The 20,061-nt window shown below is 72.2% G+C and carries 19 protein-coding genes and 1 pseudogene; 3 read left to right on the top strand and 17 right to left on the bottom strand.

What is annotated here, in order from left to right; all coding sequences use genetic code 11:
- Positions 1–140: 140 nt before the first annotated feature.
- The 6 genes and pseudogenes from KKZ08_RS24890 to KKZ08_RS24865 all read right to left on the bottom strand — a co-directional run.
- A complete protein-coding gene (locus tag KKZ08_RS24890) occupies positions 141–557 on the bottom strand; it encodes an ATP-binding protein (protein WP_223776562.1) in 417 nt (138 codons plus the stop codon).
- Positions 558–673: 116 nt separating this feature from the next.
- Positions 674–1,072 carry a (deoxy)nucleoside triphosphate pyrophosphohydrolase gene (locus KKZ08_RS24885; RefSeq protein WP_223776561.1) on the bottom strand — a complete coding sequence of 133 codons (399 nt, stop codon included), beginning with the start codon at positions 1,070–1,072 and terminating at the stop codon, positions 674–676.
- A 16-nt stretch (positions 1,073–1,088) separates the two neighbouring features.
- Complete coding sequence (locus KKZ08_RS24880; RefSeq protein ID WP_223776560.1) at positions 1,089–1,274, bottom strand: SPOR domain-containing protein; 186 nt, start codon at positions 1,272–1,274, stop codon at positions 1,089–1,091.
- 241 nt (positions 1,275–1,515) lie between these two features.
- Positions 1,516–2,271 (bottom strand): GntR family transcriptional regulator, encoded by a 756-nt coding sequence (locus KKZ08_RS24875; RefSeq protein WP_223776559.1) that lies wholly within the window; start codon positions 2,269–2,271, stop codon positions 1,516–1,518.
- 230 nt (positions 2,272–2,501) lie between these two features.
- Positions 2,502–4,076, bottom strand: a complete 1,575-nt coding sequence (locus KKZ08_RS24870) for a S8 family peptidase (RefSeq protein WP_223776558.1) — start codon at positions 4,074–4,076, stop codon at positions 2,502–2,504.
- Positions 4,077–4,377: 301 nt separating this feature from the next.
- Positions 4,378–4,575, bottom strand: a pseudogene (locus tag KKZ08_RS24865) (chloramphenicol phosphotransferase); the annotation flags it as partial.
- Positions 4,576–4,746: 171 nt separating this feature from the next.
- Between KKZ08_RS24865 and KKZ08_RS24860 the strand changes: the two are divergent.
- Positions 4,747–5,838 (top strand): pyridoxal-phosphate dependent enzyme, encoded by a 1,092-nt coding sequence (locus KKZ08_RS24860; RefSeq protein ID WP_223779175.1) that lies wholly within the window; start codon positions 4,747–4,749, stop codon positions 5,836–5,838.
- On the opposite strand, the gene KKZ08_RS24855 is transcribed toward KKZ08_RS24860, so the two are convergent.
- Both KKZ08_RS24855 and KKZ08_RS24850 read right to left on the bottom strand, forming a co-directional pair.
- Positions 5,835–6,482 (bottom strand): HAD-IB family hydrolase, encoded by a 648-nt coding sequence (locus tag KKZ08_RS24855; RefSeq protein WP_223776557.1) that lies wholly within the window; start codon positions 6,480–6,482, stop codon positions 5,835–5,837. The genes KKZ08_RS24860 and KKZ08_RS24855 overlap by 4 nt on opposite strands.
- Positions 6,469–7,695, bottom strand: coding sequence for an oxidoreductase (locus KKZ08_RS24850; RefSeq protein ID WP_223776556.1), 1,227 nt, complete (start codon positions 7,693–7,695; stop codon positions 6,469–6,471). The genes KKZ08_RS24855 and KKZ08_RS24850 overlap by 14 nt, the downstream gene beginning before the upstream one ends.
- 102 nt (positions 7,696–7,797) lie before the next feature.
- Here KKZ08_RS24850 and KKZ08_RS24845 point away from each other — a divergent pair, with 102 nt between their 5' ends.
- Complete coding sequence (locus KKZ08_RS24845) at positions 7,798–8,391, top strand: TetR/AcrR family transcriptional regulator (protein WP_223776555.1); 594 nt, start codon at positions 7,798–7,800, stop codon at positions 8,389–8,391.
- Here the strand turns inward: KKZ08_RS24845 and KKZ08_RS24840 are convergent.
- Positions 8,368–9,396, bottom strand: a complete 1,029-nt coding sequence (locus KKZ08_RS24840; RefSeq protein ID WP_223776554.1) for a ScbA/BarX family gamma-butyrolactone biosynthesis protein — start codon at positions 9,394–9,396, stop codon at positions 8,368–8,370. The two genes, KKZ08_RS24845 and KKZ08_RS24840, sit on opposite strands and share 24 nt — an antisense overlap.
- Before the next feature lie 229 nt (positions 9,397–9,625).
- Here KKZ08_RS24840 and KKZ08_RS24835 point away from each other — a divergent pair, with 229 nt between their 5' ends.
- Positions 9,626–10,288 carry a ScbR family autoregulator-binding transcription factor gene (locus tag KKZ08_RS24835; RefSeq protein WP_223776553.1) on the top strand — a complete coding sequence of 221 codons (663 nt, stop codon included), beginning with the start codon at positions 9,626–9,628 and terminating at the stop codon, positions 10,286–10,288.
- An 18-nt stretch (positions 10,289–10,306) separates the two neighbouring features.
- Here KKZ08_RS24835 and KKZ08_RS24830 read toward each other — a convergent pair whose 3' ends face one another.
- The 8 genes from KKZ08_RS24830 to KKZ08_RS24795 form a co-directional block, all read right to left on the bottom strand.
- Positions 10,307–11,860: an MmgE/PrpD family protein gene (locus tag KKZ08_RS24830; protein WP_223776552.1), complete on the bottom strand. Its 1,554-nt coding sequence runs from the start codon at positions 11,858–11,860 to the stop codon at positions 10,307–10,309.
- A gap of 102 nt (positions 11,861–11,962) precedes the next feature.
- Entirely contained in the window at positions 11,963–12,331 is a 369-nt protein-coding gene (locus tag KKZ08_RS24825; RefSeq protein WP_223776551.1) for a nuclear transport factor 2 family protein, read from the bottom strand.
- A 71-nt stretch (positions 12,332–12,402) separates the two neighbouring features.
- The gene (locus KKZ08_RS24820) at positions 12,403–13,359 is read right to left on the bottom strand and encodes a diacylglycerol kinase family protein (protein WP_223776550.1); all 957 of its coding nucleotides are present in this window, start codon (positions 13,357–13,359) and stop codon (positions 12,403–12,405) included.
- Between the two features lie 109 nt (positions 13,360–13,468).
- Complete coding sequence (locus KKZ08_RS24815) at positions 13,469–14,680, bottom strand: cytochrome P450 (RefSeq protein ID WP_223776549.1); 1,212 nt, start codon at positions 14,678–14,680, stop codon at positions 13,469–13,471.
- A 199-nt stretch (positions 14,681–14,879) separates the two neighbouring features.
- Positions 14,880–16,358, bottom strand: a complete 1,479-nt coding sequence (locus tag KKZ08_RS24810) for an MFS transporter (RefSeq protein WP_223776548.1) — start codon at positions 16,356–16,358, stop codon at positions 14,880–14,882.
- Positions 16,359–16,383: 25 nt separating this feature from the next.
- Complete coding sequence (locus KKZ08_RS24805; protein WP_223779174.1) at positions 16,384–17,151, bottom strand: alpha/beta fold hydrolase; 768 nt, start codon at positions 17,149–17,151, stop codon at positions 16,384–16,386.
- 44 nt (positions 17,152–17,195) lie between these two features.
- Positions 17,196–18,212 carry an LLM class flavin-dependent oxidoreductase gene (locus tag KKZ08_RS24800; protein ID WP_223776547.1) on the bottom strand — a complete coding sequence of 339 codons (1,017 nt, stop codon included), beginning with the start codon at positions 18,210–18,212 and terminating at the stop codon, positions 17,196–17,198.
- A gap of 95 nt (positions 18,213–18,307) precedes the next feature.
- Positions 18,308–19,972: a fatty acid--CoA ligase gene (locus tag KKZ08_RS24795; RefSeq protein WP_223776546.1), complete on the bottom strand. Its 1,665-nt coding sequence runs from the start codon at positions 19,970–19,972 to the stop codon at positions 18,308–18,310.
- Positions 19,973–20,061 lie beyond the last annotated feature (89 nt).

The following is a 20,061-nucleotide window of genomic DNA, read 5'->3' as shown; positions in this document are numbered from 1 at the left end:
ACCGGTCACCAAGTACGGCTGACCGCAGTATCCAGCACTACGGTGCAGCGCCACACGGCGTTCACGATCACAGCACGGACTCGACGCTTTTTGGCCCGTGCCGCACTTGTGCCCGACGCCCTTCGCACACTGCAAGTCTTCTAACCCGGCAGCGCCAGCTCGAACCACACCGTCTTCCCCGTCCTGCCCGTCCTGCCCTGCCGTGTGCCCCAGCGCCGCGAGGAGCGGGCCACGAGCTGGAGGCCGCGTCCGCTCTCGTCGTCGGGTGCGGCGGCGCGCGCCAGGGGCGGGTCGGGCAGGGGGTCGGACACCTCCACGAGAAGGGTGCCGAGCGGGTCGGCGGGGCGTACGAGGCGTACGCCGATAGGCCCGGAGGCGTGCCGCAGGGAGTTGGTGACCAGCTCGCTCACGAGCAACGCGGTGATGTCACCGAGGGACGCGAGACCCCAGTCGCCGAGCTGCTCGCGGACGACATGGCGAGCGGTGCGGACCGCGCCGGGGTCCGCGGGGAAGTCCCACTCGGCGCAGTCGCCTTCGATGTCGATCACGCCGATCACTTCCAGACCAGAAGCAGAACCTGTCCGGTTTCGGGTGGTTAATGCCCACATACCCGATATACCGGCGGCTTTACCGCGTAATGGGGCGCGCTGTGGCACGAACGGCGTAGGAGAGATCAGTGCGTGGCGCGCGCCACGGCGAGCGCCGCCGTCACAGCAGGCACATCCGCCGTCAGCCAGTCCACCGACCACACCTGGTCGGGGGCGAGCCAGCGCAGCTCGTCATGGTCCTGGAGGGGCTCGGCGACGCCCGAGAGGAGCCGGGCCGTCCAGACCCGCAGGACGTACCCCTTGGCGAGCGGCCACTGTCCGGGCACGCGCTCCACCACTTCCGCCTCGACGCCCAGTTCCTCGCGGAGCTCGCGCACCAGCGCGTCCTCACCGCGCTCACCGGGCTCGACCTTGCCGCCGGGCAGCTCCCAGCCGCCCGCGAGTTCGGGGGGCGCACTGCGCCGCGCGGCGAGCAGGCGTCCGTCGTCGTACAGGGCGGCGCCCACCACGATGCGTTCGTTCATGCGCCGGAGCCTACGGTCAGCGCCCGCCGCCGTTCTGATTCAGCTTCTCGATCCAGTACAGCTGCTGGTGACCGCGGTCGTCGAGACTGTCCGCGATCTTCTGGGCCTCGGCCTTCGTGGCGAACCTGCCGACGCGGTAGCGGTTGCCGTTGTCGTCCTGCCGGATGACGAGCCAGGGCAGCGTGACCGTCCCGTCGTTCATCGCGCCCCTCCGTTCGCCGCCCCCGGCGCGCGCCACGCCTCGATCACTAAGGAAACCGCAATACGCATATGCCCGAGCCTACGCCCGACCTTTACTGTGCGGATACGCGTTTGCACAAAGAGGTACGCGGCACGGAGTGCCAGGCGTAGGCAATCGGCCACTTGTGCGGAGCCGGTGGGGGGCGCACCCACGCGACGCGCCCCCAGCGGGTCACTCCGTCACTCCACGGACTGCTCCGAGGTCACTTCACGGGCAGGTGGTAGGCGACGCAGTAGCGGTCGGCGGGGACGACGACGTCGGCCGTCTCCACCGGGCGGCCCGAGGCGTAGTAGGTGCGCTGGACGACGAGGACCACGTGGCCGGGGACGCCGCCGAGCGCCGTCAGCTCCTCCGCGAGGCCGGGCCGGGCGCCCACCTCCTCCGCGACGTTGTCCACGACCACGTCGATGGCCGCCATGCGCTCCACGACTCCGCAGCCGCCGAGGGGGCCTTCCTCGGGGAGCATCACGGGGGTGCGGCCCGTGACGGCGAGGGGCTCCCAGGAGGTGGAGAGCATCATGGCCTCCCCCGCGTCCCGGAAGACGTACTTGGTGCACATCACGCGGTCGCCCTGGCGGATGGCGAGCCGCTCGGCGATCGCGGCGCCCGCCTCGACCTGCTCGCTGCGCGACTCCCAGGTGCCGCGCGCACCCTCGGCCGCCTGCTCCTGGCGGAAGGGGGTCGAGCCGCCGTTCACCGCGCGGTAGCCGGTGCGGGCGATCCTGCGGGGGACGGGGCGCTCGCGCACGTACGTGCCGGAACCGGAGCGGCCCTCGACCAGGCCCTCGGCCATCAGGACCTTGCGCGCCTCCAGGGCGACGGTGTCCGAGACCCCGTATTCCTCGCGGATCCTGGCCTGCGAGGGGAGCCGGGTGTGCGGCGGCAGCGAACCGTCGACGATCTTCTTGCGCAGATCGCCCGCGACGCGCAGATACGCCGGCTGCTCACCGAAAGTCACTGGCCACTCCCATCAGGTTGACAGACAGCTACAGCCTGGCAACCGTGGGTTGTTGCCTGCAACCCAAGGCCAAGGAATCACTCGAAGTGATGATTTCTGCCCTGCCGGGTCTTCCCGCGGGGCCGTTCTCCGGATACAAGCACCTCGTCGTACAAGCACTCGCCCCCGCGGCCGACCGGGTCACCGACCCCGATCCGCACCGCGAGGGCGAGGTTCACGCGCTCAGAGCCTCAGAACTGCAGGCTCCAGGAGTCGATCTTCCCGGTGTCCTGTGCCGCGTTGTCGCTGACCCGCAGCTTCCACGTGCCGTTGGCCGTCTCCGAGGAGGCGTTCACGGTGTACGTGGTGTTGATGTTGTCCGCGCTGCCGCCGGTGCCGTAGCCCTTGAGGGTATAGGCGGTGCCGTCCGGAGCGATCAGCTGGACCTGGAGGTCGCCGATGTAGGTGTGCTGGATGGTCACCGGCACGCTCAGGGCGGCGGGCGCGTTGCCCGGCACCTCGGTCACGGTCACCGGGGACTCGGCCGTGGCGTTGTCCTGGATCGCGTAGTCCGTGTCGTTGGTGAACTTCTTGCCCGGCGGGTTCGTGGTGCCGCCCGTCACGTTCAGCAGGCGGTTGGGCGAGCCGGAGCCGGGGTTGGTGACGACGCCGGTCGAGGAGGCGCCGACGAGGGCCGAGGAGACCTGTGCCGGGGTCGCCGACGGGTTCTGGCCCACGTAGATGGCGGCGGCGCCGGCGACGTGCGGGGACGCCATCGACGTACCGGAGATGGTGTTGGTCGCCGAGTCGCTGGAGTTCCACGACGAGGTGATCGAGGAGCCCGGCGCGAAGATGTCCAGGATGCTGCCGTAGTTGGAGTAGCTGGCCCGGGCGTCGGTGCTGGTCGTGGCGCCGACGGTGATGGCCTCCGCCACGCGCGCGGGCGACTTCGTCGACGCGTCGGTCGACTCGTTGCCTGCCGCGACGGCGTACGTGATGCCGGAGGCGATGGAGTTGCGTACGGCCGTGTCGAGCGCGCTGTCGGCGCCGCCGCCGAGCGACATGTTGGCGACGGCGGGCTTGACGGCGTTCTTCGTCACCCAGTCGATGCCCGCGACGACCTGGGCGGTGGTGCCCGAGCCCTGGTTGTTCAGGACGCGGACGCCGACGATCTTGGCCTTCTTGGCGACGCCGTGCAGGGTCCCGGCGACCGTGCCCGCGACGTGGGTGCCGTGGCCGTGGCCGTCCTGCGCGGTGTTGTCGTTGTCGATGGCGTCATAGCCGTAGGAGGCCCGGCCGCCGAAGTCGCTGTGGCTGATGCGGACGCCGGTGTCGATGACGTACGCGGTGACGCCCTCGCCCGCGGAGTCCGGATACGTGTACTTCTGGTCCAGCGGCAGGGTCTTCTGGTCGATCCTGTCCAGGCCCCACGAGGGCGGGTTGGTCTGGGTGGCGCTGGCAGTGAACGTCCGGTTCTGGACGACCGCGTCGACGGCCGGGTCGGCCGCGAACTTCTTCGCCTCGGCCTCGGTGAGCTCGACCGCGTAGCCGTTGAGGGCCTTGTCGTAGGTCCGCTCGATCTTGGCGCCGTACTCCTTCGCGAGGGCCCTGCCCTCGGCGGAGCGGGCCTTCGGGCCGTCCTTGTCGAGGCTCACGATGTAGCTGTTCTTGATCGTGCCGGGGGCGCCGGCGTTCTCGATCCTGCCGTCCGCCTGCCGCGCGTCGGCGGTGGCCGGGAGGGCGGAGACGACGCCGAGGGCGAGGGCCGCGACCGCTGTCGCGCTGATCCCGGCCAGTCTTCGGCGGTTATGACGCATCACTGCCATCTGAGGGGTCCTCCTCAATAGGTGGTGCGCTGGTGGGGGATTGGTGCCTGTGGTGCCCACACACGCGGAGGCGCCCGCTCGACAGGAGCATGTCAATATGACATGCCGCCCGACCGTGCGGGATCCGCCTCCGTCGGGACGAAAGATTGGCGGATCCATAGGAATCCCACAAGGGCCAGGACCGGACGGAACGTGACCGCCGCGGGTGCCGTTCGCCTCACGGAACACAGCAACCCCACGGCTGGCATGGCGCCCCGTCAGACTCTGCCCCCGGCCGCCCCCTCGCCCGTCGGCCTCCCGGTCACTCGACGCGGGCGGCGATGAGGCGGGCGCAGGCCAAGGATTCGGTGTGCGTGGAGTCCACCTCCAGGTCGTAGACCACACCCCGGTGGACCGACTCCGCCTGCGCCGCGGCCATGCCCGTCGGCCGGTCCCCGCGGGCGGTCTCGCGGCCCGCGGCGACCTCGCTCTCACACCTGACGCCGACCCACAGCACGTCAGGCCAGGCACCCTCGCGCCAGCCGCTCGCGTCACCATCGCGGGGTCACGGTAGGGGCTGGTGCCCAGGGCTCGAAGCGGTTTTCCGCCGCGCCCGCCCTTGCCGCGCGGCGAACCGCTCCAGACCCGGCACTAGCCTGCGCGCATGACCGCCGTGACCCGCGTGACCGCCATGACCGCACTGCCGGACCGCTTCTGTCCCGCCGACGGGACCCGCGTGCCCGGGGGGTCGCTGGAGTGGGCCTGTCCTGTCTGCCGTGGCCCGCTCGACCTGGACTTCTCCCCCACCCCGGCGCCCCTCGCCGCACTGTCCGGGCGCGTCAACTCCCTGTGGCGTTACGCGGAGTCCCTGCCGCTGCCCGCCCCCGCGATCTCGCTCGGTGAGGGCCGCACGCCCCTCGTGGAGCTGACCCCGGAAGTCTCGGCCAAGCTGGACTTCCTGATGCCGACGCTCTCCTTCAAGGACCGGGGCGCGGTCGTGCTCGCCGCCCTCGCGGGGCATCTCGGCCCGGACCGCGTCATCGCCGACAGCAGCGGCAACGCGGGCACGGCGGTCGCCGCGTACTGCGCGCGGGCCGGGCTCCCCTGCACCGTGTACGTCCCCGCCGGGACGCCGCCGAGGAAGCTGGCGCAGATCGGGGCGCACGGGGCGCGGCTGGAAGTCGTCGACGGCGGGCGGGAGTCGACCGCCCGCGCGGCCCGGGCCGCCGCCGGCACCGCCGGCACGTTCTACGCCTCGCACGTCCACAACCCCTACTTCCTCCAGGGCACCAAGACGTACGTACACGAGCTCTGGGAGGACCTGGGCGGCCGGCTGCCCGACGCGCTGGTGGTCCCCGTGGGCAACGGAACGCTGCTGCTAGGTGCCGCCCTCGCCGTGCGTGAGCTGCACGCGGCCGGGCTCATCGCGAAGGCGCCTGCGCTGTACGCGGTGCAGGCCGCGGCGGTGGCCCCGCTCGCCGAGGCCTGGCGGGCGGGCGCCGCGGACCTGGTCGGCGAGACCCCGGCGGCGGCCACCTCGGCGGAGGGCATCGCGATCCCGCGTCCGCCGCGCGCGCGGCAGATCCTGGCAGCGGTACGGGAGTTCAGGGGCTCCTTCCTCACCGTGACGGACGAGCAGATCGCGGCGGCCCGACGGGACCTGGCGGCGCGTGGCCTGTACGTGGAGCCCACCGGGGTGGCCTGCTGGGCGGCCGTGCGGGACGGAGCGCTCGACGGCCGGACGGCGGTGGTGCCGCTGTGTGGGGCGGGGGCGAAGGCCTAGCCGCGGGCGAGCGCCCCCACCCGGACGGCGTGGCCCACCTCGTCCAGCATCGGCAGGTCGGAGGGGTCGTCCCCGTACCCGTAGCAGTCCGCCGGGTCGATGTCGGCGTACCGGGCCAGCAACTCCCTCACCAGGCGCCGCTTCTCGGCGCCGATGACCGGGGCGCCGAGGAGCGCCCCGGTGTAGACCCGGCCGCACCGCTCCGGGCGCGCGCACAGCACGTGTTCGGCGCCCACCGCCTCGGCGAGGGGTGCCAGGAGCGGGCGGAACGAGCCGGAGACCAGGGCGATGCGCGCGCCGTCGGCCCGGTGGGCGCGCAGTTCCTCGGCGACACGGCGTACGTAGAAGCCCTCGGCGGCGCTGCGTTCGGTGAACCAGCGGCGGGCCCACTCCTCGACCGCCGCCACCGGCTCGCCCCGCCAGGCCCGGTAGTACGCGCGGTTGCCCTCCTCCCTCGGCAGGCCGGCCGTCGTTTTCGCGCGCAGGTCCTCGCGGACCCGGGCCGCGCGGCGCGCTCCCTCGGCGCCGTACCGGCCGGCCGCGTAGTAGTCGAGGAAGTCGAAGAGGCTCTTGCAGGTGATCAGCGTCTCGTCGACGTCGGTGAAGACCAGGCGGGGGCGGCGGACGGAGTCAGACTTCGGCATGGGGGACCTCGATCCCGGACAGGTCCGCACCGGACAGTTCCGCACCGGACAGTTCTGCCGACACTTCGGAGAAGACGCTGCGTGCGTAGTCCACCGCCGCCTGCTCCCGGCGCAGCATGCGGTGGCCCGCCACGGTGCGTACGTCGCGGCGGCACCGTTCGACGACGTCCGGGCCGGCGCCTTCGGAGCGGACGCCGGTGCGGTGGAGCCGCTCGACCGCGCGGGCGAGCAGTCCGACGACCGAGGCCGCGATGCGCCGGTTGCGCGCCACGTCCCGCTCGGTCCAGGTCTCGGCGTCGGCGCGCTGCGCGGCGTCCCGCAGCAGGAGCTGGGCGGCCTCGATCTCGTCCGCGGAGAGGGCGAGGACCCGGTGCAGCCGCAGCGCGGCGGCCTCGGGGAGGTCGCGCGCGTGCCGTGCCGCCCACCGTGACCACGCCTCCAGCGCGTGGCGCGCGGCGCCGAGGGCGGGGGCGCAGAAGAGGAGGCCGCCGCCCAGCTGGGCGGGGACGGTGTGGCACCTGGCCCGCCCGGGGCCGGGGGTGCCGGCGGTCAGGTCGGCCAGGAGGAAGGAGCGGTGCCGGGGCACGGCGACGGACTCGACGACGACGGTGTGGCTGCCGGTGCCGCACATCCCGTCGGCGCCCCAGGTGTCGAGGACGTCCACCTGCTCGCGCGGCAGTGCGAACACCCGGCAGCCGCCGCCCTGTTCGGCGGGTTCCGCGGAGGTCAGCAGCAACCAGTCCGCGAAGGCCACCCCGCTCGCGTACGCCCAGGAGCCGCTCAGCAGCCAGCCGTCCGGGGTGGGCGTGGCCTCGCCCGAGGGGCCCATCACGGCGGTGATGCGGGTGTCGGGCGAGGCCGCCCAGAGGTCGCGTTGCCCGTCGGGCGGCAGGTAGGCGGCGAATCTGCCGTGCGCGGCCCACAGGGCGCCGCACCACGCGGCCGACGCGCAGCCCGCGCCGACCGCGGAGGCCGCGTCGAGCAGGGCGCCGAAGGTGCCCTCGGTGCCGCCCCAGGCGCGGGGCACGAAGTGCCGGGTGAAGCCCGCGCGGGTCAGCAGCCGCACGGTCTCGTCGTTCAGGCGGCGTTCGCGCTCGGCGGCGTCGGCGTGCACGGCCGCCGAGCGGGCGGCGCTCGCGACCGCGGCGGGCGGCAGGAGCGCAGGTCCACTGACGCGTCGGTGTCCCGCTGGTGAACTCTGTGACTGAATCATCTGTGGCATACACCCCTAGGGCCGATTAGAATTCGTTCTCGAACGTATCTTTAGCGCCGTCAATCCCTCGCCGCTCGATTCCCAGTGAAGGAGGTGTGCACCTTGCCGAAGCAAGCACGGGCCTTGCGCACATACGACGCCGTCCTGGACGCCGCCGCCTACGAGTTCGCGCGATACGGGTACGCGAACACCAACTTGCAGAAGATCGCCGACCAGATCGGCCTGACGAAGGGCGCCCTCTACGGCCACTTCTCCAACAAGGAGGAGCTGGCGGCCGTACTGTCCGCCCACCTGACAGCCGCGGTCGAACTCCCCTTGGGCGAGGCGAAGGCCTCCACCGATCCGGCGTTCGACCGGCTGCGGACCCTCATGCTCACCCTCGGGGAACTCTTCCAGGGCGATGTGCGTGCGCGCGCCGCGCTCAGACTGACGCTGGAGACCGCTCAGGCGTCAGGGGTCACGGCGGCCTTGCTGGAGGAGACCCACGCGGTGGTGCTGCGGTTGGTGGGCGAGGTGCAGCAGGAGGGGCGCTGGGAGGCCTCGGCGTCCGCCAAGGCCGTGGCCGACCTGCTCGTGGCCGCGTTCTTCGGTGTGTTCTGGATGGGTTCCGCCGCCGAGCGGTCGGAGTCGGGCGGCCGGGTGGCCGCGATGTGGAACGTCCTGGCCCACGCCCTACGGGGCAAGGCCGGTCAGTGAGGCCGGCTCGGGCCACCGGCCCGGCGCCTCCCCCGGGTCGCGCGGGCCCACGCCCGCCCACTCCATGTCGGTCCTTGCCAGCAGGGTGTCGCCCTGGAGGGCCGCGACGCGCAGCCGGAAGGCGTCCGCCGCGGTGGCGCCCGGCACGCTCTGCTCGACCAGCAGCCGGATCGGCGCGTCCAGTTCGGCGAAGGCCGCGCACTCGACCTGGGCGCCGACGAGCGCGTACGCCCGGTCGCCGAGCGGTTCCTCGACCTGTTCGTGCACACAGAGGTGACCGAGCTGCCGGAAGCCCTCCATCAGGACCATCAGCGGCACATGGTCGGTGGGATGGTCGAAGAGCACCGCGTGGTCGCGGTCGAGCCGCAACTGCCAGTCGCCGTCCGGCCAGCAGCGCTCAAGGACGCAGTCCTTCCAGCGCAGCCGGCCGACCCGGCGCGGCGGCACGAGCGGCGCGGCGGAGTCCTCGCCCGCGGCCCGGACCGGGACCGGCGGGGCGTCGCCGCCCCACGCCATCCGGCGCAGCAGGCCGTACCGCCGGTCGTCCATCACGAACACCCGGATCGTGCCGGTGCCGCAGGACTTGCCGCCCACCAGCAGCCGTACGTCGAGCCGGGCCCCCCTCGGCCGGCCGCCCTCCCAGGTCCACTCGGCCTCGAGGACCACCGGGACGGGGACGCCGACGATCCGCAGCGCGGCCGGGTCGGTGATGTCGAAGGACAGGTCACGCCCGACGAACCGGTGGCCGAGCGGCACCTCGCAGTACTCGTGGGCCACGTAGAGCAGGGCCTGGCGGAGGGTCTCGGCGAAGAGCATCGGGTCGCTCAGACCCTGCTCGTCGGGGTGGTAGAGCGCGTGATCGCGCGGCCACTGGGCCGCTACAGAGAAACGGCTGTCGCTTGTGCGACAGCCGTCCGTGACGAAGACCTCCGCGATCGAGCTGCGGTGCACCAGCTCGCGCGGGACGGGTCTGAGGAAGGTGAGGACAGGTACCGCGGGAGCCATTGATGCGGCATCCGGGTTTCTGGGATCATCGATGAGCACGACCGACTTCTGAGACAACGCTTCCCCCAAATCAGGACGAACTCTTGCCAGAGAACGCACGTGTGAAGCCTTGCTGCGCGGGAATTAATATACCTGCGAGAAGGTATATTTCAAGGGTCGAAACCACGTTCCATTGCCACCAACTCGCCCTGCCCAGCCACGAGTTGGCGTAGAGCACGATATGGAAGCCATGAGCAACGAACGCAAGGCACCGCTGCCCCTGCCCCCTCTCCCGACGGCCGCCTCGTCCGACGACACGTCGCACCTCAAGCAGGAGCGGGCCATCCACACCCGCAGGACGATCCTCAACGCGGCGGCCTCGGTCTTCGCCGACACCGGCTTCCCCGCCGTCACGATCAAGGACGTGGCCGACAAGGCGGAGCTGACCAAGGGGGCCGTGTACTTCCACTTCGCCAACAAGGAGGCGATCGCGGTCGCCGTGGCGGACGAGTTCTACCGGCGGCTGAACGAGATCATCGCCCCCGTCCTGGAGGACGGCGACCCGGCCTCGCCGCAGACGGTGGTCGACGTCCTGACGGCGGTGGCCCGCGGCTTCCGCGACGACGACTACATCAAGGCGGGCTCCCGGCTCCAGATCGAACGCCCCTACATCAAGGGCGACATGCCGATCCCCTACGTCGGCTTCACCGACCTGCTCACCGAACTCCTGGAGAACTGCCACAAGGCGGGGACGCTGCGGACCGCCGACCCGGCCGCGCTGGCGCGCGTGCTGCGGGCCGCGCTCTTCGGCGCGCAGCACATCTCCTGGGTGCAGGCCAACCGCCAGGACGTCATCGAGCGCGTACAGGAGATCGTCGACGTCTTCCTGGAGACGCACGAGACGGTGTACTGACGGTCGGGCCCTGCGCTCTCAGTCGAGGAAGGCCGCCTCGATCCAGCGGCGCACCCCGCCCGGCCGCATGCGGTGCAGGGCGCCCACGGTGTCGGCCACCTGGTGCGATCCGCCGACCGCGAGGAACTTCTCGCGGACCATCTCCGAGTGCCGCGACCGTGTGTCGGGACCTGCGGCGCCCACCGGGATGAGACGGCCGCGGGTGAGCGTACGACCGTCCTTCAGCCGTACGGTGACCCGGGCGCCGGTCGCCTTCGTCGAGCGGGAGAAGTCCTGGCCCGCCGTGCCGAGATCGCCGATGAGGTCGACCAGTTCGTCGCCGCCGAAGCCGCGCAGCCAGGGCGCGGCCAGCGGGCCCGCCTCGCGCACCGCCTCGCCGAACGGCGCGTCGGACAGGAAGAGTTCGCGGGTCATGCCTTTGTCGTGCTCCAGGCGCACCCGGCCGGCCAGCTCCCAGCGGTCCGGGTCGTCCAGGCGCGGCGAGGAGAAGTCGTCCACCGAGAACTCCCCGGTCAGCAGCGTGGTGGCGACCGGGTAGGGCACGTCGAGGACGAGGGCGCCGAGCGGCGAGCCGGGGCCGTTGACGTACTGGGCGGCGCGCTCCCCCGCGAAGAGCGTGTAGAGGGACGCCTCGACGACGATCTCCGCCACGTCGTGCGGGCTGACCGGGCCAAGCTCCCGGTGGATCTCGGCGGCGCAGTCCACCGCGGCGTCGATGCCGGGGCCGCCCGGGTGCATCTTGAAGGAGAGGGTGTCGGTGTGCCAGCGGCTGCCGAGGCCCTTGGCCACCGCCTGCGGGAGCGGGACGGTCGCGAAGCGGGCCAGGAAGCCGTCCTGGTGCTCGATGATGTCGGGGGCGCCGCGCAGCCCGGCGGCCGCCGCGTCGCAGGCGTCCATGGCGGTGCGTACCGGCGTGAAGGTGTTGAACAGCCGGGCGTCGCTGGCCAGGAAGGCGCGCATCAGCGGCCAGTTGGGCATGGCGAAGGCCAGGCCGAAGGAGTTCTCCCACTGGGAGGCCGGGGCCCGGTCGCAGTGCAGCCGGCCCGCCACCGCGCCCGCGAGGTGGGTGTGCACGGCGCTCTGGCCGCGCAGCGGGCCGAGCGTCGCGGAGGCGGTGATGCGGGCCGCGCACTCGTTGGCGGCGACCACGGCGGTCAGCAGCGAGAGCCCGTCGAGTCTGCGGGCGTAGGCGAAGGCGAGGGGCACCGCGACGGTGGAGTTCGAGAGATGACCGGCGTACGCGGTGTCGTCGAGGTTGAGCCAGGAGCCGAGGGCGGCGAAGACACCGGCGGCGGCCCGCGGGTCGCGCTGCATGGGGTGGCCGAAGGCGGCGACGAGCTTGCGGCCCAGCGGGTGGGCGAGGCCCGCCCTGATGGAGGCGATCTGCGAGAGCACCTGGCTGGCGGCGAGCTTCAGCACCCGGCAGGGGACGTCCTGGGGGCGCAGCCGGGCCGCCCACCGGGACAGTTCGCGCAGCGGGGTGTCCGTGGAGGCGCGGGGCGACGTGGTCCGCGGCGGCTCCCACTGCTCGCACAGCGTTCGGGCCACCCGCTCGGCGAGAACACCCGACATGTGACGCACCCTGCCTTTCCTGTGCGGGCCCGGCGGCGCGCTGCCGGGCCGGTGTGGTCCGGGGCGGCGGCACGCCGGTGGCGCACGGCCGCCCCGGGGTGATCAGGCCGCGGGGACCTTGTCGAGGAAGCCGTAGACGCCCTTGATGCGGCCGTCCTCGGCGGTGACCGCGACGTCGAAGCCGATGGCGATCGGCTCGGCGCCGGGCTCGGTCACCAGGCCCCACTGGAAGCGGGCGAGGTTGTGGTGGGTGTCCACCGTGCCGATCAGCTCGAAGCTGAGGCCCTTGAACTGGTCGCGGGCGCCCGCGATGACCGCGGCGACACCCTCGTGGCCCTCGACCGCGGCGAGCGGGTCGATGTAGGGCGCGTCGGCGGTGAACAGCTCGGCGATGGCCGCGGCGCGCTTGTCGGCGTCCGCCTCGTTCCAGATGGCGAGGTAGCGGGTGACGGTGTTGGTGAGGTCGCTCATGAGGTCTCCTTGCGAAAGAAAGAGGGTGGGAAGGAAGGAAAGAAGGAACGGGAGTAGGGAGGGCGGGCGGGTCAGGCGAGGTCCGCAGGGGCCCAGGCGGCGAGCGCTCCGGGGAGCACCTCGAAGGTGGCCGAGGCGCCGATGGAGTGCTGGTACTCGCCGTCGTGCTCCAGGGGCAGCCGCTCGCCGTCGGTGCGCTCGACGGTGATCGTGCGGCCGCGTGCGTACACGGTCGCCGGGTGGGCCATGTGCGCGGCTTCCAGGGTCAGTCCGGGCACCTCGGCGGCGGCCATGCCGTCACCGATGACACAGACGTCGAGCAGCCCGTCGTCCAGCAGCGAGTCGGGCAGCACCAGGAACCGGCCGCCCCGGTGACGGCCGCCCCCGACGTTGGCGAGGACGGTCGGGCCCTCGTGCACCACCCGCCCGTCGACGACGACCCGGCCCGGGTACGGGACGTAGGCCTCGGCGGTCTCGGTGAACGCGCGGGCGTACCGCTCCCGTCCGCGGAGCGGGATGCCCTTCGCGGTGATGAGCGCGTCGGCGATCACCCCGCTGCACGCACCGAGGTAGACGCAGTTGCGGGTCTCGGCGAGCCGCGCCAGGTCCAGGTGGCGCAGGCGGGCGCTGCCGCCCGCACCGGAGTCGGCGAGCACCGCCTTCAGGGACTCGGTCCAGGGCCGCTCGCCCCAGAGCATCTTGTACCCGGAGTTCCCGGTGCCGCCGGGGACCACCATCAGCGCGGCCCGTCCGGTGGCGCCGACGAGGCCCTGCACCACCTCGCGCACGGTGCCGTCGCCGCCGATGGCCACGACGAGGTCCGGCGCCCCCTCGGACCGCTCCAGGGCGCGGCGCACGAAGCCGGTCGCGTCCCCTTGTGCCGTGGTGAGGTGGAGTTCGCTGTGGCGCAGGTGGGCGGAGCACAACTCCTGGACCTCACGCACCAGTTCGGGGCTGTGGCTGCCGGATGCGGGATTGGCTATGACCAGGGCCCTGGTGGGGCCCGCGGCGTCGCTGCTGTCGGCCATGTCGGGCATACTCCTTGATCTGGAAGCACCTGCGAACGACTCTTCCACCGGGTGCTGACGCGGATCTGACGCGCAGCTGACGGCGGCCCGGGGCGGCGGGACGCGGCTGCTACCAGGTCACGGTCAGGGAGTTCAGGCCGTAGTTGATGGTGTTCTCGCGGAACGAGACCGCCTCGGGCACGTCGGCCACGCGCAGTCCGGGGAAACGCCCCACCAGGGCCCGCAGGGCGACCTCCAGCTCCATGCGGGCCAGCGAGGCCCCCGGGCACAGATGCGGGCCGTAGCCGAAGGCGATGTGCCGGCTCGCGTCCCGCTCCAGGTCGATGCGGTCACCGCCGGGGAAGACGCTCTCGTCGTGGTTGGCGCTGGGGTAGGCGAGGATCACGCCGTCGCCGCTCGCGATGCGGGCGCCGCCGATCTCCGCGTCCTCGACGGCGACCCGGACCTGGTTGTCCTGGGTGATGGACCAGTAGCGCAGCAGCTCCTCGACGGCCGGGGCGAACAGGCCGGGGTCGCGGCGCAGCCGGTCCCACAGCCCCGGTTCGCGCAGCAGGCTGAGCACGCTGAGGCTTAGCTGGTGGGCGGTGGTCTCGTGGCCGGCCACGAGGAAGAGCCGGGCCATCGCCACGAGGTCGTCGTGGGCCAGCTCGCCCGTGGCCAGGTACCGCGTGGCCAGGCGGCTGAGCAGGTCGTCCCGCGGGTCCTCGGCCTTGCGCCTGATCAGCCCGTCCAGGTACGCCGTCATCTCGACGAAGGAGCCGTAGATCTCCGCGGGCGTCGCGTCCTGCGAGAGGACGGCCTGGCTCAGCTCGGTGAAGTCGCACTCGTCCTCCTGCGGTACGCCCAGCATGCGGGCGATCACCAGGGACGGCAGCCGGACGGTGAAGCGCGCCACCAGGTCGGCCGGGCGTGGCCCCCGCTCCAGCTCGTCGGCGAGGTGCTCCACCAGAAGCTCCACGGAGGGCCGCAGCGCGCGGGTGCGGCGTGCGGTGAACTCGGTCATCGCCATGCGGCGCAGCCGCCCGTGCTCGGGTCCGTCCATGCGCGTGAAGGACATCACCCGCGGCGTGGGCGGCAGTTGTATCCGCACCGGGAAGCCCGGCAGCGTGTCGTCCGAGCTGAAGCGCGGATCGGTGAGGATCGCGCGCACATCCGCATAGCGGGTGACAAGCCACGCCTCGCCTGTCCGGATCCTTACCTTCACCGGTGCGCCCTTGCGGAGCTCGGCGTAGGCGTCCGGTGGCGCGTACGGGCAGGTGCGCGGCATGGGCCAGGCGGCGAGACGCTCCTCGGTGACCGGCATGACAGGAGTTACCGTCATGACATTCCCCCCTGATTTCTGGCTGAGTTCTGGCTGATTCCTTTCCGTCATGCTGGCCGAAACCTCTGATGCTCCCCTGACGCCCGACTGACCCTCGCGGAGCCCTCCATACCGCTTCTGACCTGCGAAAGGCGGGTGCCCCGGAGCGAAAGGCTCCGGGGCACCCGCCGTTGTCGGCCGCCCGTCTCCGGGCCCTTGTTCAGGCCTTCTCGGCCTTGCGCGGCAGGAACTGCACCAGCACCGCCACCAGTACGCAGATGCCGGCCTGGACGTACAGGCTGAATCCGAAGCCGTCGGTGTAGCCCTGCGCGGACGGATGCTCCCCGACCCGGTCGAAGAAGACCACGCCGATGACCGCGATGCCCAGGGCGTTGCCCATCTCCTGGCCGGTGGAGAAGACCCCGGACGCCGCCGCGGCGTGCCCGGGCGCCACGCCCTCCAGGACGAGGGAGGTGAGCGGGGCGACCACCATGCCCATGCCGAAGCCGCAGACCACCATCGCGGGGACGCACCAGCCGACCGAGCCGGTGGTGCCGAGTTGCGCCGCCGTCTGCGCGAAGGCGATGTCGCCCGCGGCCACCACCAGGGCGCCGAGCGCCAGCGCCTGGCGTCCCAGCCGCGCGGCGAACTTGGGCGCCATCGCCGAGGCCACGAAGAACCCGAGCCCCAGCGGCACGAAGAGCAGCCCCGACTTCAGGGCGGAGACGCCGTGCCCCTGCTGGAGGTAGAGCGCGAGGACCAGGAAGAAGGAGGCCATCACCGAGAAGTAGACGAGGATCGTGACGGACCCGACGCCGAACGCGCGGTCACGGAAGAGGGACGGGCTCACCAGCGGCGACTTGTCGCGCGCCGCGAGCCGCCGCTGAGTGGCCCAGAAGGCGGCGAGCAGCGGCACCGCGGCCGCCATGCACAGCCACGTCCAGGTGGGCCAGCCCTCCTCGCGGCCGATGACCAGCGGCAGCACGACGGCGGTGAGGCCCGCGGTGACCAGCAGAACGCCCGTCAGGTCGAGCCCGGTGCGACCCTCGGACTTCGACTCCGGCACCAGCTTCGGGGTGAGCACGAGGACGAGCACGCCGATCGGCACGTTGATCAGGAAGATGGTCCGCCAGTCCCAGCCGAACACGTCGGCCTTGATCAGCAGGCCGCCGATCAGCTGCCCGAAGACCGCCGCCGCGCCGAGCGCCACGCCGTACGCGTTGAACGCGACGGCCCGGTGCTTGCCCGAGTACGTGGTGGTCAGGATGCCGAGCACCTGCGGGATGACCAGGGCGGCGGCCGCGCCCTGGATGCCGCGGGCGATGATCAGCTCGCTCATGTTCTGCGCGATGCCGCAGGCGAGCGAGGCGAGCGTGAAGACCGCCACGCCGATCGAGTAGACCTTGCGGCGCCCGTAGATGTCGCCGAGCCGGCCGCCGGTGATCAGCAGCGCGGACAGGCCGATGGTGAACGTGACGGCGATGAGCTGGATGTCCGCCGCCGTGGCGTGCATGTTCTTCTGGAGCGAGGGGATCGCCACGTTGACGATGAAGAAGTCGAGATTGGTGATGAAGAGACCGGCCAGGACGACCAGGAGCGCCCCGTAGGAGGGCCTGGCCGCCGTGGCCTCGTCCGGCGGCGCGGCCGTCGGCGCGAGCGGTGGTGCTTGTGCGCCCTTGATTTCCGCTTCGGTGGTCATGACCGACCTTCCCTGAGTCGTTCGTTCAGCGGGCGGACGCGGCGACGAGCCGCCGCAGCCGCTGGGCGAAGTGCGTGGTGACGGCCTCGGCGTGGCTGTCGATGTAGAAGTGGCCGCCGGGGTACTCGCTGTGGCCCAGGTACTGGGGGCTGCGCCCGGCCCAGTGCGACATGGCGTCCGGGCTCTCCATCAGCGGGTCGGAGGCGCCGCCGTAGGAGACCAGCGGGCAGGCGGTGCCCGCGCCGTCGTCGACGTACTGCGCGGCGACCCGCAGGTCGGCGCGGAGCGCGGGGACGACCAGGGCGAGCATCTCCGGGTTGTCGTAGATCTCGGCGGGGAACGAACCCAACTTCTTGATCCACTCGACCAGTTCGGGGTCCGGCATCCGGCTCTGCTCCTCCGTCGGCTGGAAGAAGCCCTCGGGCGACCAGCCGGACATGCCGACGAGGATCGGCGCGGGACCGCTCTCGGCCTCCATGCGGATCGTGAGCCGGAACGCGAGCTGGGCGCCGAGGCAGTGCCCGAAGAGCGCGAAGGGCCGCTCGTCCAGGTCGTCGAGCACGGCCTCGTGGAGCGCGTCGAGCAGCGGGTCCCAGTCCTCGTAACTCATCTCCTCGCGCCGGTTGTGGCGGCCGGGCAGCGTCACCGCCTGCGGGGCGATGTCGGCGGGCAGCAGCCGCTCCCAGTCGCGGTAGATGATGGCGCCGCTGCCCGCGTGCGGCAGCATGAACAGCCGTACGGAGGCGTCCTCGGACGGCTCGGCGGGGTGGAACCACTCCCCCGCGGCGGACATGTCCTGGCCGAGGACCGCGGTGGTGGCGGTGGTGGTGGCGGTGGTCACGACTGTGCTCTCCCAACGGTTGTCTGCTCCCCGATGGCGCGTACCGCGGGCAGCAGCACCTCGGCGATCTCCTTCAGCTGCGGCTCCGGGTCGAGCGATCCGACGCGGATGACCAGGTGGCGGGCGCCGGCCCGCACATACGTGCCCAGCCACTCGGCGCAGCTCTCGGCGCTGCCCCAGCCGTAGGCCTGGATGGCCGACATCTGCTCCAGGGAGCGCCCGTAGTAGTGCTCGATGTAGTGCTCCAGCTCGGCCTTGGCCGCCGCCTCGTCGCGGTTCACGGTGACCGTCGCGTACAGCGCGGGGGTGACCGCGTCCGGGGCGCGGCCCGCCGCCTCGGCGAGTTCGGCGATGCGGGCGCGGGCCCTGCCGTACGCCTCGGCGTCGGGCAGGAACGGCAGCCAGCCGTCGTACTTCTCGGCGACCCTGGCGAGCACCTTCGGGGTGTCGCTGCCGGCCAGCCAGAGCGGCGGACCGCCGGGCGTGGCCGGCTTGGGCAGCCGCTCCAGGCGGTCGGCCTGCCAGAACCTGCCCTCGAAGTCGCAGGGCCGGCCCTCTTCGCCGGAGCGCCAGGCGGTGCGCCACAGGGCGGTGATCTCGTCCAGCCGCCCCACCCGTCCGGCGAAGGAGGCGCCGACCGAGGCGAACTCCTCCTCCGTCTCGGGCATCGGGAAGCCGGAGCCGAGCCCGAGGACCAGCCGGCCGGCGGCCACGTGGTCGAGGCTCGCGATCATGTGGGCGCCGATCAGCGGGTGGCGCAGGGCGGGGGTGAACGCGGCCGTACCGACGGTGATCCGCTCGGTGGCCGCGGCGGCCGCGGAGAGCACGACGAGGGGGTCCAGGCGCGGCCGGGCGGTCAGCGAGTCCCCCGCCCACAGCGAGTCGAAGCCGAGCGCCTCGGCCTGCCGGGCGAAGTCGAGCAGCGGGGCGGCGGCGTAGGTGCCGTTGATGGCCTGCTCCCGGGTGGGCAGCAGGATGCCGATGCGAAGGGGCCCGGCGGCTAAGGACTGCATGGGGGTACTCCGTTTCGTGTGGCGGAGGTTGCTGGGGCGGAGGCTGATGTGGAGGCGGTCTTCTGTGGCGGCTGTGCGCTGGCGGGGCGTACGCGTCAGATGGGCTGTCTCTGCGGCGGCAGGGAGGCCGCCTTGGCCGAGGTGCGGCGCTGGAGGGGAAGCGTGAGGCGCTCGGCCGGCGCGGGCGCCTCGGCGGTCAGCCGCTCCCGTACGGCGCGGCGCAGGATCTTCCCCGAGGGGTTGCGCGGCAGGTCGTCGGCGAAGTGGAAGTCGCTCGGGATCTTGTAGTCGGCGAGGTGGCCGCGGAGGGCGACGAGGAGTTCGCGGGGTTTGACGGTGGCGCCGGGCCGCAGGACGACGACGGCGTGCACCGCCTCGCCCCAGTGCGGGTCGGGCACTCCGACCACGGCGGCGTCGGCGACGGCCGGGTGCGCGGCGAGCGCCTTCTCGACCTCGGCGGGATAGATGTTCTGCCCGGCCACGATGATCGTGTCGTTCATGCGGTCCCTCAGGTGGACGTAGCCGTCCTCGTCGAGGTAGCCGGCGTCGCCCATGTGCAGCCACTCCCCCACCAGGGTCCGCTCGGTGGCCTCGGGGAGGTTCCAGTAGCCGAGCATCCGTGAGGGGGTGCGCACGCATATCTGGCCGGTCTCGCCGGGCGGCAGTGTCTCGCCGTCCGGGCCGACGACCTTCACCTCGTTGCCGGGGCAGGGCCTGCCGACCGACGTCAGGAGGCGGGTGCCGGGGCGGTGCGCCTCGGGCGGCAGGCACACCGCGACACTGCCGGTCTCCGTGCTGGCGTAGATCTGGGCGAACTCGCAGCCGAACACCTCCAGGCAGCGTTCGAGCAGCGTCGGGGACATCGGCGCGGCCCCGTAGGCGATCTTGCGCATCGAGGTGAACGCGGCGGGGCCCGCGTCGCGTTCGGCCATCATCATCTGGAGCATGGCGGGCGCCGCGAAGGTGATCGTGACGCCGTGCTCCCGGATCAGCCGCACCGCCTCCTGCGGGATGAACTGCGGCATCACCACGCTGGTGCCACCGGCGTTGAAGGTGTGCATGAACCAGCCGATGCCCGCGATGCCGAAGCCCGGCAGCGAGATCAGGCTGACGTCGTCCGGCAGCCAGTCGAGCCAGTCGGCGCCGTGCTCGCGCATCGCGGCGGGCAGCGTGAAGAAGCTGCGGTGGGCGAGGACGGCGCCCTTGGGCAGGCCGGTGGTGCCGCTGGTGTAGATCTGCACGACGGCGTCGTCGGGGCCGGTGCCCGGCTCCAGGTCGGTGGCGGGGTGGTTCGCGTACCAGGCGGGCAGCCCGGTGCCGCGGGCCGGTTCGCCCTCGCTGTCGGTGCCGTCGACCCGGACGACGGTGCGCAGCCCCGGAAGGTGCGGCTTGACGCGGTCCGCCGTCTCCCAGAACTCGTCGTCGACGAAGAGCAGTACGGCGCCCGAGTCCCGCAGGATGTGGTCGACCTCGGCGCCGGTCAGGCGCCAGTTGACCGGGACGAGGACGGCGCCGGCCTTCGCGCAGGCGAGGATCGTGAGGTAGTAGTTCTCCGATTCGCGGCCCAGGTAGGCGACGCGGTCGCCGTGCCCGATCCCGGCGTCGCGCAGGGCGTGGGCCGCGCGGTTGCTGTCCCGGTGCAGCTTCCCGTACGTCGTCGTGCGTTCCTCGCAGATGATCGCCGCGTGCTCGGGCCGGGCGCCCGCGTGGGCTCTGGAGGTCCGGGTCAGCGTCCAGCTGCTGGTGGTGTGCTCTCTCACTGTGGTCTCCCCGCTGCGTAGGACATCTCGGTGGGTGTCGTGAGGGTGAGTGGATGCCATGGGGGGTGGCTGCTGTCGTACGGGGACGG

The organism is Streptomyces sp. 135 (assembly GCF_020026305.1).
GTDB lineage: Bacteria > Actinomycetota > Actinomycetes > Streptomycetales > Streptomycetaceae > Streptomyces.
This window is presented reverse-complemented; position numbering and strand designations above follow the sequence as displayed.